This is a genomic window from Corynebacterium sp. UBA4397, from assembly GCF_002390965.1.
Taxonomy (GTDB): Bacteria; Actinomycetota; Actinomycetes; order Mycobacteriales; family Mycobacteriaceae; genus Corynebacterium; species Corynebacterium flavescens.
In genome coordinates, this window is the sequence record NZ_DGRD01000054.1 from 1 (window position 1) to 12,548 (window position 12,548).

13 protein-coding genes are annotated in these 12,548 nt (G+C 60.1%); 8 read left to right on the forward strand and 5 right to left on the reverse strand.

Going from position 1 to position 12,548, the window contains the following annotated elements:
* Positions 1-101 precede the first annotated feature (101 nt).
* Positions 102-326: a hypothetical protein gene (locus B2696_RS11095; RefSeq protein ID WP_276623689.1), complete on the forward strand. Its 225-nt coding sequence runs from the start codon at positions 102-104 to the stop codon at positions 324-326.
* Between the two features lie 394 nt (positions 327-720).
* A complete protein-coding gene (locus tag B2696_RS11100; protein ID WP_286955437.1) occupies positions 721-1,248 on the forward strand; it encodes a hypothetical protein in 528 nt (175 codons plus the stop codon).
* Between the two features lie 5 nt (positions 1,249-1,253).
* On the opposite strand, the gene dcuC is transcribed toward B2696_RS11100, so the two are convergent.
* The 3 genes from dcuC to B2696_RS11115 all read right to left on the reverse strand — a co-directional run bounded on the left by dcuC (position 1,254) and on the right by B2696_RS11115 (position 4,278).
* A complete protein-coding gene (dcuC, locus tag B2696_RS11105; RefSeq protein ID WP_286955439.1) occupies positions 1,254-2,747 on the reverse strand; it encodes a C4-dicarboxylate transporter DcuC in 1,494 nt (497 codons plus the stop codon).
* A gap of 188 nt (positions 2,748-2,935) precedes the next feature.
* Positions 2,936-3,394: a multidrug transporter gene (locus B2696_RS11110; RefSeq protein ID WP_286955440.1), complete on the reverse strand. Its 459-nt coding sequence runs from the start codon at positions 3,392-3,394 to the stop codon at positions 2,936-2,938.
* Positions 3,391-4,278, reverse strand: a complete 888-nt coding sequence (locus tag B2696_RS11115; RefSeq protein ID WP_286955441.1) for a carbohydrate kinase family protein — start codon at positions 4,276-4,278, stop codon at positions 3,391-3,393. Before B2696_RS11115 ends, B2696_RS11110 begins: the two co-directional genes overlap by 4 nt.
* Before the next feature lie 21 nt (positions 4,279-4,299).
* On the opposite strand from B2696_RS11115, the gene B2696_RS11120 reads away from it, so the two are divergent.
* The 6 genes from B2696_RS11120 (at position 4,300) to B2696_RS11145 (ending at position 10,239) form a co-directional block, all read left to right on the forward strand.
* Complete coding sequence (locus tag B2696_RS11120; RefSeq protein ID WP_286955443.1) at positions 4,300-5,667, forward strand: glycoside hydrolase family 32 protein; 1,368 nt, start codon at positions 4,300-4,302, stop codon at positions 5,665-5,667.
* A 125-nt stretch (positions 5,668-5,792) separates the two neighbouring features.
* Positions 5,793-7,850, forward strand: coding sequence for a sucrose-specific PTS transporter subunit IIBC (locus B2696_RS11125; RefSeq protein WP_286955446.1), 2,058 nt, complete (start codon positions 5,793-5,795; stop codon positions 7,848-7,850).
* Between the two features lie 207 nt (positions 7,851-8,057).
* Positions 8,058-8,426, forward strand: coding sequence for a 50S ribosomal protein L14 (rplN, locus tag B2696_RS11130; protein WP_075729127.1), 369 nt, complete (start codon positions 8,058-8,060; stop codon positions 8,424-8,426).
* 4 nt (positions 8,427-8,430) lie between these two features.
* The gene (rplX, locus tag B2696_RS11135) at positions 8,431-8,745 is read left to right on the forward strand and encodes a 50S ribosomal protein L24 (RefSeq protein ID WP_075729128.1); all 315 of its coding nucleotides are present in this window, start codon (positions 8,431-8,433) and stop codon (positions 8,743-8,745) included.
* Positions 8,746-8,747: 2 nt separating this feature from the next.
* Entirely contained in the window at positions 8,748-9,299 is a 552-nt protein-coding gene (gene rplE, locus B2696_RS11140; protein ID WP_075729129.1) for a 50S ribosomal protein L5, read from the forward strand.
* A 154-nt stretch (positions 9,300-9,453) separates the two neighbouring features.
* Complete coding sequence (locus B2696_RS11145) at positions 9,454-10,239, forward strand: formate/nitrite transporter family protein (protein ID WP_286955450.1); 786 nt, start codon at positions 9,454-9,456, stop codon at positions 10,237-10,239.
* A gap of 8 nt (positions 10,240-10,247) precedes the next feature.
* Here B2696_RS11145 and B2696_RS11150 read toward each other — a convergent pair whose 3' ends face one another.
* Both B2696_RS11150 and B2696_RS11155 read right to left on the reverse strand, forming a co-directional pair.
* Entirely contained in the window at positions 10,248-11,417 is a 1,170-nt protein-coding gene (locus tag B2696_RS11150; protein ID WP_286955452.1) for an Nramp family divalent metal transporter, read from the reverse strand.
* Positions 11,418-11,474: 57 nt separating this feature from the next.
* Positions 11,475-12,338: a formate dehydrogenase accessory sulfurtransferase FdhD gene (locus B2696_RS11155; RefSeq protein WP_286955453.1), complete on the reverse strand. Its 864-nt coding sequence runs from the start codon at positions 12,336-12,338 to the stop codon at positions 11,475-11,477.
* Between the last annotated feature and the right edge of the window lie 210 nt (positions 12,339-12,548).

Sequence of the window (12,548 nt, forward strand, 5' to 3'; positions counted from 1 at the left end):
ACAAACCATTAGACACTCTCGCCATCAGGGAATGAGAAACTGAGTCTTCGCTGCTCTCCCCCCAACTTTGCAACAGCACCCTCTCTACAAAGGCCTTCCCAATGTCTCTGCGTTTACCCCCTGAATCGCGCTGCGTCCAAGTTCTTTCTCTCGTCCTAGCTTCGACCTTGTTCCTCAGTGCTTGCTCCAGGGATAAGGAACACGAATCCTCCATCCTTACTCCTGGCGAGACCACCACAGCCGCGGATCAGGGTGATGAAGACGCCGCCGCGGGCTCTGGGGCGGAGCAAGAGCAGCAAGCGGATACACTAGGTCAGGTACGCTAGGCCTACGCTGCGGTGCTGGACAACCCAGATTCATACACCTTTAACTACGAGACTCCTCCCAGTAGTTACTCGCTGGATAAGTATGAGTACACCATCGTTGAAGCTACAGGCGATGACCGTCCAGAATTGCTACTCAAGAAGTCCTACCGAGAGTTTTCTCCCGTCATCGTTGCGACGACCGCCTCTGATGACCCTGCGAGGGTAGTGACATCCAAGGATGTTCTCCTGGAAGGCGCGGCTGGCGCTGGAGGAACTCGGCTGAGAATCCCTTGGCAACCCTTCAGGGGATGGGCTGTTTCAGGCCGTATAGCATTCTATCCAGCCAGACAAACGGCTTGAGACCTTCACTCTGAAAGGGGACCATTTAGTTTCCGTTGCGGACCAGTCATTTTCGATGGATGGCATTGGCGAGTTTCCCGGCACCACCGAGCTCAATTGGCACGATAGCACTGACCGCTCCGGCGGCGGCCCGCGCCCAACCTTGGACTCGCAGCCTCAGGCGGCAGCCAATACTCCTTCCGGAAATACCTGTGGCACTGGCGGTTCTAGTGTCGTAGTTGATGGAGCCACGACTCGCATGACCGGCATAGTGCGCAAGAAATCTGGCACGGAAGTTCTGGACGGCTTACCGGCAAATGGTCTTGAATCTCAGCTCAACACTGAATTCTGGATTCTGGAGTTTACGCCTCGTCAAGATGTAGCCGCTCAATCACCTGGAAGTGGCGTTCACACCAAACAGACCTATGGCGCTTCTTTGGCATCTTCCACGAGTAACCAGAACAGGGTCTCCGAACTGGCAGCCTTGGAGGGAAAGACCGCGACGGTGACTGTTTCGAACAAGTGGTTATGGTGGCAGTCCGACGCCAGCCTGCCAATGGGAACGGTGCGCATTGGCGGCGACTATCAGATTGCAGCGTCTTAGATTTTCTAGCTGATAAACAGGAAGGCAAAGAGCGTATTTGCTATGGTCGCGGCGACCATGGGCACGCTGGTGCGCTTGACTAGTTGCAGAGGGTTGACCTTGATAGCGCCGGCGACGATGAGGACGGCGGCGTTGACAGGGGAGACTTGGCGCATCAGGTTGGATGTTCCCCATATAGCGGTCAGCATTTGTGGCCCGTGGATGGAAGTCTCCGCGGCCAGGCTGGGGACTACCTCGGAGAAGGCGAAGTAGGGGGCGGTGCCCGAGCCCGTGAGGGCCGCCATCACTGCCGTGGCGAGGACGAAGATTAAGACGATGAAGACGGCGGCTCCGGAAGAGCCTTCGGTGGCGTCGATAAGCATGTCGATGACACCCATCTGTGTTACTCCCTCGACGAGAATGGCGGCGGCGATTAGAAGCGAGACCACGCCCGCAGCCCCTTCGCCCAAGCCTTTGAAGAAGCAGGATAGCGAGGAAATGGACTCACTTATACTGCGGTGGCGGATTATCTCGATGAGAAGCGCGATAAACAGAGAAACAACAGTCACCGGAAGAATGTCGGCTTCGAAAGAGATAATGCCAGCACGGTTGAGCACTGCGGAGACCACAATGAGCAGCAAGGGGAGCAGAGGCAGGAGCGCGTAGTAAGCGGGAAGACCTTCAGCCCGTTCCACCGCGCGGCGGGCAACAGCCTCAGATTCGCTTTCGTGATGCGGGGCAGGAGCAGCGTCCACGATTGGGTGAGATTCAGTGAGCACAGGACTATCTAGGGGCTCTGAATCAGCGGAAGCGTTGACGCCGGCGCTCACCGGGGATTGCTTGCGTTGGTCGGACGTGTCGCAGCGGCGTTGCCACCACATGTGGGCGGCGGCGGTGACGAGGAGCGCCGGGATAGTGGCCTTGGCCACGGAACCATAGACGTAGTTCGTCACGGATAGGCCGCTGAGCTCGGCGCCCTGGATGAGGCCCGCCTCCAATGGTGTGGGAATGATGGTGGAAGATGTCACCACGATGGCTGCCACCGTAAGGGGGCTCAAGCCGGCGGCGATGAGAGCGGGGAGAAGCGTGGCGACAAGGAGGAGGGAAAGCGCCGAGGCGGAGGGGATGACCAAGGAGAGCAATGAACCTATGAGGAAGCCCCCCGGCACGAGCCAATAGCTACCATTAAATCGCTTGAGTGGTGAGGAGAGAATGACCACCGCCTTGGCATCGGCGCCGATGTGACGCATATAGGACACGAAGCCAAAAAGCACCATGATGGCCATGCCGATGCCGCTGAAGCGCGACTGGAATAGGGCCTCTATGACGAGGAGCTGGTCGTAGAAGGAATTGCCAGTGGCCTCAATGTCAGTGGTGCGCATGTCGGCGCGTCCGGTCAGGGCGGCGAGCATGAGGAGGATGACGCCGACGGAGAAAATGGCGGCGGCAGCGTGGACCTTTTTATAGATGAGCCAGGCAACTGCGACTATGGCAGCGATAGCTATCACGAGATACAGCATCGCGAGAGGATCCTTCGCTAGAAAGCGGCGCGCGACCGAGATCTATGAGTACAAAAGGGGCCGCAACGCTGGGCCAATAAGAAAGAGGTTATAAGCTCTTAGCTTCAGGATAACACCGGCGCGGGGCAGGCCGCGCGCCCACAGCATATAAAAATGGTGTGATTAATCTCTGCTTCCAATGGGGGCTGCTAACGGGGCTGCTGCCGGGGGTCGCGCCGCGGCCGCCGCCGAGGGCGGGGAGAGGGCTCTGGAGCTGTGGGGCTGCGCAGATCGAGGGCGGCGATGGCGATGACGAAGAGGCTGACTACTGCTCCCACGGAGAGGGCGAAGGTGCCGATGCGGAAAGGGGTGGCGCCCACGCTGGTGATATTGCTGTAGATGTAGATCCACACTGCCCAGCCGATGATCTGGGCGAGAGCCCCCAGTCCGGAGAGAATCCTCAGTCCGCGGCTGCGGGCCTGGGCCGGGGCAAAGAAATGGCGGGCGCAATCAACGAGCACTGCCAGGCTTAATGCGATACCAATGGTGCCAGAAAGGCGCACGGGAACGAGCGCGCTTCCGCCCAGGACCACGGGCAGGATGAAAGAGACGAATACGAAAAAGAACAGGATTACGTGGACTACGAGCGTGCGGACGGGGTACCTCATGCTTGGAAGGCCTCCACTTCGGCACGTGTAGGAGGCTGCGCGCCAGTGCGCGAGACGGTAATCGCGGCAGCTTTGGCGGCGAATTCCAGAATCTTCTGCCAGTCATATTGGCTCAGGCGCTCCAGGGCATCGCGGTCGAGACCGCGTTCGTCGATGGTGGTGAGCAAGGCACCGAGGACGGCATCGCCGGCCCCGATGGTATCGGCCATTTCCACGGGGTAGGCGGGCAGTTGGAAGTCTGTCGTCCCAGCGACCACGCGTAGGCCGGCGCTGCCATCGGTGATAACCATGACCGGTACCTTCTTCAAGGCCGCTGGGCCGAGGAACTCCACCTCGTCGACGGAGAGCTTGAGCAAGGTGACGTAGGGAAGCAGCTCCTGCAGGAAGGCGCGATGGGTTTCGGTGGCATAGAAGGGGCGAATATTGGGATCAAGGGCTACGAGGGTGCCCTGGTGGGCGAACTCTCCGAGAAGGTTGGCGTAGCGCGAAGCCCCGGGCTCAAGGGCCAGGGATACGGTGCCGAAGCAGGCGATGTCGGCAGGGGCCAGGCGTGGTGCCACCAGGCGGTCGGCGGTGCCTTCCGTGTAGAAGGTATAGGAGGCAGAACCGTCGGGGTTGATGGTGGTTACCGCGAGGGTGGTGGGCTCGTCACCGCGCTGTACCCAGGTGGTGTCGATGCCTTCCCTTTCCAGGGCGGCGACGAGTTCGCGTCCGAAGCCGTCGGTGGAAAGCCGCGATTGAAAGGCGACATCCGCGCCGAGGCGTGCGGCCGCAATGGCCACGTTGAAAGGGCCACCGCCGAGCGCGGGGGTGAGGTCATTGAGGCTACCTGGGGCGACCGGCACGAGATCGACTAAACCTTCGCCGCACACATGAATCGTCATAAATTCCATAGTATCGGGACTATGTCCAAAGAATCGACGCAACAAGCAAACCAACACTTAAACTATCGGCCAAACTTTCACCTCTCCCCGCCGCAGGGCCGGCTCAATGATCCCAACGGGATCTTCCTCGAAGGCGATACGCTGCACACCTACTACCAACACGACCCGGGGTTCCCGCATGCGCCCAAGCGCACCGGCTGGGGTCATGCCACCACCAGTTTGAGTAGTGCGCGTCCGTGGACGCACCACCCGGATGCGCTCTACCCGGACCTGCCCTATGACAAAGACGGCTGCTATTCAGGGGGAGCAGCGTTGGCAGAAGGGGAGGTTTGGCTCTTCTATACGGGAAACCTTAAACAGGAAGGCCGGCGCATCCCCTCCCAGAATCGGGTCCGTGCACTGGATCCCGCAGGCCCGGAGGGCGGCTTCTACCAGCGGGATCCGGGCAATCCTTTGATCCCAGATGCGCCTGAGGACTACACCGGGCACTTTAGGGACCCGCACCTGAGCCGTATAGAGGGCGGATGGCGCATGGTGCTGGGCGCGCAGACACAGCAGGAGGCTGGCACTGTTGTGCTCTATCACTCCCCGGATCTTGAGCGCTGGGATCTGGAAGGGGAAATGCGCTTCGATCTATCCGCCGCGCGCCCCGGACTTAGCCCGGATCTGCTTCCCGGCGGCTACATGTGGGAGTGTCCTAACCTCCTGACCTTAAAGGATAAGGCGACGGGTAAGGACAAGGACGTCCTCATCTTCTGCCCACAGGGATTGGAGCGCCGCGACATCGACGGGCAGACCCACTATGCTTCCTCTGATCAGTGTGGCTACATCGTCGGCCACCTCGAGGGCACGGTGTTCCATGTCGAGCGCGGCTTTAGCGAGCTCGACTATGGGCACGAGTTCTATGCGCCGCAGGCGGTGGAGGTGGGCAATGGCGAGGCCCTGCTTTTGGCTTGGGTCGGCCTGCCCGCGCAGGATGAGGCACCGACCCTCGAGCAAGGCTGGGTGCATTGTTTGAGCTTGCCGCGCCGGGTTTGGCTGGAGGGAGGCCGGCTGCGTCAGTTGCCCTGGTGGGAGGAGGTGCCGGAGATTAACACGGGAGCCCGAGAGGGCTTCGGTTCCACGGTGGTGGCGGAGTCCGAGGCTGCTGGTGCCTTCGCGCTTGTCGACGACGCTGGGAACGACGTCCTTCTCGTCGAGTCGGGCGGGGGAGTAGTGTGCATCACCCGTGGTCAAGACACACGCTGCATCGCGTGTGCGGATCCCCAGCTGCGCCTTATCGCAGACGGCAGCGTGGCGGAGATCTTCGCGGCGGGAGGTGACATCAGCGCCGCCGTGGCCGTCTACGGCGAGGACGGGTGCCGGTGGAGGGGATGGGAGCGGCGCTAATTAGGTCACACTTAGAACAAGAAATGGCCCAGAACTAGCCAAGCCATATATGTCTCGTGTCTAATAGAGCGTATGTAGTTTGTTTTCCTACGAAGCTCTTATCGTTTAGGCAGGGAGAAGACATAATGGACCATAGGGAAGTCGCCGTCCGCACGCTTAAGGCGTTGGGCGGTGAGGATAATATCGTGGGCTTGGCGCATTGCGCTACCCGCCTGCGTTTGGTGCTCAAGGATTCAAAAAAGGTCGATACCAAGGCCCTCGAAGCCGATCCGGATCTCAAAGGCATCTTTGAGGCCGGCGGCATGTTTCAGGTCATCGTCGGCCCCGGAGACGTGAACCACGTCTTCGAGGAGATCAACAAGATGACCTCGAAGGACATCGCGGTATCGACGGACAAGCTCAAGGACATCGCCGCCAATTCCGGAAACTGGTTCTCCCGCGCCATCAAGGTCTTGGCTGACATCTTCGTCCCGCTGATCCCGATCCTGGTTGGTGGCGGTCTGTTGATGGCGCTCAACAACGTCTTGACCGCACAAGGGCTCTTTGGCGCCCAGTCAATCATCGAGCGCGTTCCTGCCTTGGAGGATGTAGCCGGGCTCATTAACCTCTTGGCTTCTGCGCCCTTTGCCTTCCTGCCCGTGTTGGTGGGCTTTACCGCTACGAAGCGCTTTGGCGGCAATGAGTTCTTAGGCGCCGGCGTGGCAATGGCGATGGTTATGCCTAGCTTGGTTAATGGCTATGACGTGGCTCAAACCATCGAGGCCGGCGACATGACCTACTGGAATATCTTCGGGTTGGACGTGGCGCAGGCCGGCTATCAGGGATCCATCCTGCCCACCCTGGTCATCTCGTGGATTCTGGCCACGATTGAGAAGTTCTTCCACAGGCACTTCAAGGGCACCGTGGACTTCATGCTCACCCCGCTGCTGACGCTGCTCATCACCGGCTTCATTACCTTCGTGGCCATTGGCCCCGTGCTGCGCACGGCCGGCGAATGGCTGGGTCTGGGCCTGGCCAACCTGTATGAGTTTGCGGGTCCCGTTGGCGGTTTCCTCTTCGGCTTGGTGTACTCGCCGATTGTTATCACCGGCCTGCACCAATCCTTCCCACCCATCGAGTTCATGCTGTGGGAACATGGTGGTTCCTTCATCTTTGCCACGGCCTCGATGGCAAATATTGCCCAGGGCGGCGTCGCTCTGGCCGTCTACTTCCTGGCTAAGAGCGAGAAGCTCAAGGGTCTTTCTGGTGCCTCGGGCGTCTCCGCCCTTTTCGGCATTACCGAGCCGGCTATCTTCGGTGTCAACCTGCGTCTGCGCTGGCCCTTCTTCATCGGCATGGGTGCCTCCGCTGTGGCCTCCATGCTGGTGGCAATCCTCGACGTTAAGGCCACTGCTCTCGGCGCGGCCGGGTTCATTGGCTTCGTCTCCATGCGCCCGACCGATATTCCTAACTTCTTCATCTGCGCCATCGTCTCGCTGGCCATCTCCTTCACGGGCGCCTACTTCTATGGCCGGTACATGATTTCCAAGAACGGTTCCATTGATCCAGATGAGGTGGGGGCCGCCCCCGCGGACTCCGCTCAGGCTGGAGCCGCAGGATCTGGTGAGTTCATAGAGCCTGCGCCCGATGCCTTTGTCATCTCCTCGCCGCTGGAAGGCAAGGCCATTCCGCTCTCCGAGGTCTCAGACCCCATGTTCGCGGCCGGGAAGCTGGGTGACGGTGTGGCCGTTGAGCCCACCGTGGGCAAGCTCGTGGCACCTATCGACGGCAAGGTGACGGTGACCTTCCCCTCCAAGCATGCCTACGCCATCCGCGGTGAGGATGCGCACGGCAATCCCGTTGACGTGCTCATGCACATTGGTTTCGACACGGTCAACCTGAAGGGGCAGTACTTCACCTCGGCGATCAGCAAGAATGACATCATCTGCCGTGGCCAGGTGCTAGCCGAGTTCGACATCGATGGCATCAAGAAAGCCGGCTACTCCGTAACCACGCCGGTGGTCATCTCCAACTCCAAGAAGACCGGAAGGGTTTTGCCTGGACATGACTTCAAAGCAGGGGAGGAGATCGACTTCTCCCAGGAGCTCATGTGCGTTGATCCGCGCGTTGAGGAGGAGAAGCCTGGAAAGGACTCGGGGACGGAAGTAGATAAGGATATAGAAAAGGAAAAGGACCCCGTTTAGGAATTTGGAGAGCAGGTCCACGCTGTGGTTGAATGGCAGGGTTGCATTTAGCCGGTCGCTGTATGCGGTGCGTTTCCGAACCACAGCTTCGACCCACCCTCGGCCTCGTTTCGGGGACGTTGTAGTGCTAGTGCCACTTAAAGCAATAAGACCAGGTGCGTCAAGGCCGGAAATCTTACGCACATAATCCAGGTCAGGAGACCCACAGTGATTCAGCAAGAATCGCGTCTGCGCGTCGCCGACAACTCTGGTGCACGGGAAATCCTGTGCATCCGTGTCCTCGGCGGCTCGATCCGACGTTTCGCTGGCATTGGTGACGTCATCGTCGCCACTGTCAAGGATGCCGTCCCCGGCGGCAACGTGAAGGAGGGTGACGTCGTCAAGGCTGTCATCGTCCGCGCCAAGAAGGAATCCCGTCGTCCGGACGGTTCCTACATTCGCTTCGATGAGAACGCTGCTGTTCTTCTCAAGGGCGACAACGAGCCTCGTGGTACCCGTATCTTCGGACCAGTCGCTCGCGAGCTTCGTGACAAGAAGTTCATGAAGATCGTTTCTCTCGCACCGGAGGTGATCTAATCTTATGAAGATTCATAAGGGAGATATGGTGATTGTCATTTCGGGCCCCGATAAGGGCGCGAAGGGCAAGGTCATCGAAGCATATCCAAAGCGCGATAAGGTCCTCGTTGAGGGCGTAAACCGCGTCAAGAAGCACGTTGCAAACTCCGCTACCGAGCGTGGCGCCGAGTCCGGTGGAATCGTCACCCAGGAAGCTCCAATCCACGTTTCTAACGTTGCGATTGTTGATTCCGAGGGTAACCCGACCCGCGTGGGCTACCGCTTTGACGACAACGGCAAGAAAGTCCGTGTCGCGCGTAGCAACGGGAAGGACATCTAATCATGAGCGAGAACTACACCCCGCGTCTTAAGACTCGCTACCGCGAGGAAATCAAGAAGACCCTCAATGACGAGTTCAACTACGACAACGTCATGCAGATCCCTTCCGTCACCAAGGTTGTTGTCAACATGGGTGTCGGCGAGGCTGCTCGCGACTCGAAGCTCATCAACGGCGCTCTGGCGGATCTGACCGCGATTACCGGTCAGAAGCCTCAGCTGCGTCGCGCACGCAAGTCGATCGCTAACTTCAAGCTGCGCGAGGGCATGCCCATCGGTGCACGCGTTACCCTGCGCGGCGACCGCATGTGGGAGTTCCTCGACCGCCTGCTGACCATCGCCCTGCCGCGTATCCGTGACTTCCGTGGTCTTTCGGATCAGCAGTTCGACGGCAATGGTAACTACACCTTCGGCCTCTCCGAGCAGTCCATGTTCTACGAGATCGACATCGACCAGATTGACCGCCCCCGTGGTATGGACATCACCGTCGTTACCACCGCTACCAATGACGATGAAGGCCGCCGCCTCCTCAAGGAGCTTGGCTTCCCGTTCAAGTAAAAGCGGAACTAGTACAAGAAGTTCCAGTTTCTCTCTCCCCTTAGCCATGTGGCTGGGGGAGAAAGAGGCTGGGACTTTTTGCTGTCTTTGGCAGTGAGGATTGGGCCTAACAGGTAGCGTTGATGAAGGTTAGTGCTCGAGAAGAAGGACGCGAATGGCTCTCAACGATTCGATTGCTGCTGCGGTTAAGAAGAAGACCCAGCTGCTGGAAACATCACCATCGCGTTTCGCGGTTCGCGCCATTCTTGCCGGCGCATATCTCACGCTGGGAACGGCATTTGCCGGCGTGGTTGGAAACGCCGTCGGCAAGCACGTGCCCGGCCTAGGCGCGCCCGTGTTTGCGCTGCTCTTCGGTATCGGACTCTTTGCCATTGTCATCCTTGGCGCAGAGCTGGCCACCAGCAACATGATGTACATGGTCTACGGCGTGGTGCAAAGGCGCGTGGGCTGGGGCAAAGGCCTGTGGCTGCTGGCGGTATCCACGGTGTTTAACCTTGTGGGGGCGGCCCTCGTGGCGTTGGCGCTGGGATACTCGGCCAAGATGGGGCACATGGACCCCAGCCACCTGCTTGCCACCATTGTGGAAGGCAAGCTAAACAAGAGCGCGGGCGGGCTTCTTATAGAGGCCCTCCTGGCAAACTTCGTGGTGAACATGGCCATTGTTGGAGCTCTATTTGCCAAGGACCTGGGGTCCAAGTTCCTCGTCATCGTTCCCATCATCGCAATATTCGTGGGGCTGAGCCTCGAGCACGTGGTAGCGAATTTCTGCCTGATGCTGTTGGTGCTATTTGCGAGTGACCCGCTCCCGGCAGCCATGACGTTGGGCGCCGTGGCCGAAAACTGGGTTATGGTGTGGCTAGGAAACCTGATTGGTGGGGGAGTGCTGATGGGCGGGGTCTATGCCTGGCTCAACCAGGGCCCCGGCGAATACCGGGACTGATTGCAGGACTAAAACAGCGCGATAACCAGGGCGATGTTGAGCGCGACGATGGCCGTGGACAAGACCACGGCGATGGCGCGCGATCCCCAGCCGGCGGCGAATTCTCCCATGATGGCCGGGGAGCTGACGTAGCGCATCAGGGGGATGAGCGCGAAAGGAATGCCGAGGGACAAGATGGCCTGGCTGAGCACAAGAGCGGTCGAGGGCTCGACTCCCGTCGCGATGATGCCGATTGCGGGAACCAGCGTGATGGCGCGGCGCGCGAGAAGCGGGATGCGCGTGTGCAAGAGGCCAGCCATGATCTCAGAGCCGGCGTAGGTGCCCACGGAGGTCGAGGCTAAGCCGCTGGCGAAAAGGCCCAGGGCGAAAAGCCCCGCGACGGTGGTGCCGAGGTTCTCCAGGATTGCCGCGTGAGCCCCGGAGATGGTGTCCGTTCCCGGCACGCCCGCGAGGCTGGAGGCGGCAACAAGCAGGAGGCCGATATTGACCACCCCGGCCGCAGTTAGGGCGACGATGATGCTGCTGCGGGTTTGTTTGAGCAGGTCCTTGACGTTTCCCTCCCCGGTGTCCTTCACCAGCGAGGAATGAAGGTAGATAGCATGGGGCATAACAGTTGCGCCCAGCATGGAGGCGGTCAGGATGACGGCCTCGCGGTTTTCAAGCCGCGGGACTAAGCCCTGGATGGTTTGGCCGGCGGAAGGCGGATCGACGAAGAGTCCGGCGAGAAAACCAGCGCAGATCATGATGAGCAGGCCGACGATGACGCGCTCGAAAGCCCTGCGTCCTCGCTGGAAGGCTAGGAGCCCCATGGAGATCGCCCCGGTGATGAGGGCGCCTAGGAGGAGGGGGACATCGAAAAGCAGGTTGAGTGCAATGGCGCCGCCGATGACCTCCGCGAGGTCTGTCGCGGCCGCCACGACTTCCGCCTGCACCCAAAAGGAGAGCCTCGTTGGGGTACGCAGACGCTGACCAAGCAACTCAGGAAGAGACTTTCCCGTGACAATTCCCAGCTTTGCCGATTGATATTGGATAAACATCGACATGATGTTGGCGGCCACCAATACCCACACCAGCGTGTAACCAAATTGCGCGCCGGCCGAGATATTCGCCGCCACATTGCCCGGATCCACGTAGGCAATAGAGGCCACGAAGGCCGGGCCGAGCATCATCCACCGCATTACTTAAGGTGCCTTTCTATGTTGTTTTAACGATAGAAATGATAGTTACGGCCATATCTATGGGCGCAATTCCCCCGCATAGAGGCTGAAGCCTTGCTCGCTAGCGCGGCCCACGAGGACGATGCCTGCCGCGCGGGCGGCGTCGACGGCCGGGGAGGAGGGCACCTCGGCGGAGATGACCGCGCTAAAGCCGGCTAAGGCGGCTAGGCGGATGGTGGCGAAGTCAGGGGTGTAGCTGAGGGCGAGGACCAGCTTCGAGGCCGGGAGCTTCGCGTCAAGTAGGAGTGCGCCCACCACCTGGGGTACGCAATTGCCGGCGGTGATGTCCTCGCGCAACACTACGGGGTTACCTTCTTCGTCGCAGGCAGCGGCAGCGTGGGTGCCGCCGGTCTTGTGGAAGAGCCTGCGGCCCTTGTGCAGGCCCACAATCGTGGCGCCGATAAGAAGGGAATCTACCGAGTAAGCCCGCTTAGTATTGGTCTGGTGCAGTTCTACTTCCGCCTGCAGCTGCGCTATGGGTGCAGCCGCGCTTGGCGAAGCCGCGCAGTCCGAACCCCGGCCCGAGCCAGGTTCAGGGTTGGCAGCGGCGGTTGTCGGGGCGAATGCGAGCTGGGGGCGGCGGGTGAGCGATAGATCAAGGCGATTGTAGGCATTGGTGCCGGTGGCGTCGGCTCCCGCGCAATAGCGGGCGGTGTCGACGTCGCCCGCGCGGCGGATGAGCCCGCGGGAGAAAAGCAAGCCGTGGGCAAGCTCGATATCATGCCCGGGGGTGCGCGCCACTGTGGCGAGGACTGCGCCGTCAAGGCGGACCTCGAGGGTTTCCTCGCCCGGAACTATTCCGGCCCGGGTATCGACCTGGGTGATGCGGTCATCGGCGAGGTGAACTGTGGTCACGGCAAAGGAAGAACTCAAGCGGCTCATCAGAACACGCGCCCTACGGGAAGCGTGCCGCATTGGCTGCAGATGATTGTGTCTGGGGCAGTGCGAAGGAAACTCACATTCATGCAGGCTACCGTAGTGACCCGCTTGAGCAATGCGCGAGCCCAGGGATTTGATTAAGCAGGGGCTTTGATAGTAAAGTGGCTGGTCGGACTTGGCTGCAGGCTGAGGGGCGCTTGAATTAGGGCCCCT

Coding starts and splice junctions, on each gene's coding strand:
- B2696_RS11115 (WP_286955441.1), bottom strand. CDS start 4,278: ATGACGATTCATGTGTGCGGCGAAGGTTTAGTCGATCTCGTGCCGGTC.
- B2696_RS11120 (WP_286955443.1), top strand. CDS start 4,300: ATGTCCAAAGAATCGACGCAACAAGCAAACCAACACTTAAACTATCGG.
- B2696_RS11100 (WP_286955437.1), top strand. CDS start 721: ATGGATGGCATTGGCGAGTTTCCCGGCACCACCGAGCTCAATTGGCAC.
- rplX (WP_075729128.1), top strand. CDS start 8,431: ATGAAGATTCATAAGGGAGATATGGTGATTGTCATTTCGGGCCCCGAT.
- dcuC (WP_286955439.1), bottom strand. CDS start 2,747: ATGCTGTATCTCGTGATAGCTATCGCTGCCATAGTCGCAGTTGCCTGG.
- rplE (WP_075729129.1), top strand. CDS start 8,748: ATGAGCGAGAACTACACCCCGCGTCTTAAGACTCGCTACCGCGAGGAA.
- B2696_RS11095 (WP_276623689.1), top strand. CDS start 102: ATGTCTCTGCGTTTACCCCCTGAATCGCGCTGCGTCCAAGTTCTTTCT.
- B2696_RS11145 (WP_286955450.1), top strand. CDS start 9,454: ATGGCTCTCAACGATTCGATTGCTGCTGCGGTTAAGAAGAAGACCCAG.
- B2696_RS11125 (WP_286955446.1), top strand. CDS start 5,793: ATGGACCATAGGGAAGTCGCCGTCCGCACGCTTAAGGCGTTGGGCGGT.
- B2696_RS11150 (WP_286955452.1), bottom strand. CDS start 11,417: ATGCGGTGGATGATGCTCGGCCCGGCCTTCGTGGCCTCTATTGCCTAC.
- B2696_RS11155 (WP_286955453.1), bottom strand. CDS start 12,338: ATGAGCCGCTTGAGTTCTTCCTTTGCCGTGACCACAGTTCACCTCGCC.
- B2696_RS11110 (WP_286955440.1), bottom strand. CDS start 3,394: ATGAGGTACCCCGTCCGCACGCTCGTAGTCCACGTAATCCTGTTCTTT.